Origin of the sequence: Rosenbergiella metrosideri (assembly GCF_022602565.1) — a bacterium.
In the GTDB taxonomy this organism is placed as follows: domain Bacteria; phylum Pseudomonadota; class Gammaproteobacteria; order Enterobacterales; family Enterobacteriaceae; genus Rosenbergiella; species Rosenbergiella metrosideri.
The window spans coordinates 1-260 of sequence record NZ_JALBCV010000098.1 but is presented as its reverse complement, the minus strand read 5'-3'; the positions used below and the strand labels follow the sequence as shown (position 1 = coordinate 260).

Here is a 260-nt window from a genome sequence, read left to right as displayed (position 1 = left end):
CACTAAATCCTTCCTAGTCCAATGATGATTATCAAATATAATTTCCCCGGATGTGGGACGTAACATTCCTGTTAACATTTTTAACATAGTAGATTTTCCTGCCCCATTAGGCCCTAATAATCCGTACACAGAATTCTCTTTCACTGTAATTGAAATGTTGTTTACTGCATTCTGACCTTTAAAAACTTTACAAAGATCTTTTGTTTGTAAAATATATTTTTCCATATTAATCATCCTCTCCTTCTGTTCAATATTTACTC

The 260-nt window shown here is 32.3% G+C and carries 1 protein-coding gene; it reads right to left on the bottom strand.

Annotation, left to right across the window (positions count from 1 at the left end):
* Positions 1-225 (bottom strand): ATP-binding cassette domain-containing protein (locus MKR94_RS16660; protein ID WP_241647910.1); only part of this gene is annotated, 225 nt, incomplete at its 3' end.
* Between the last annotated feature and the right edge of the window lie 35 nt (positions 226-260).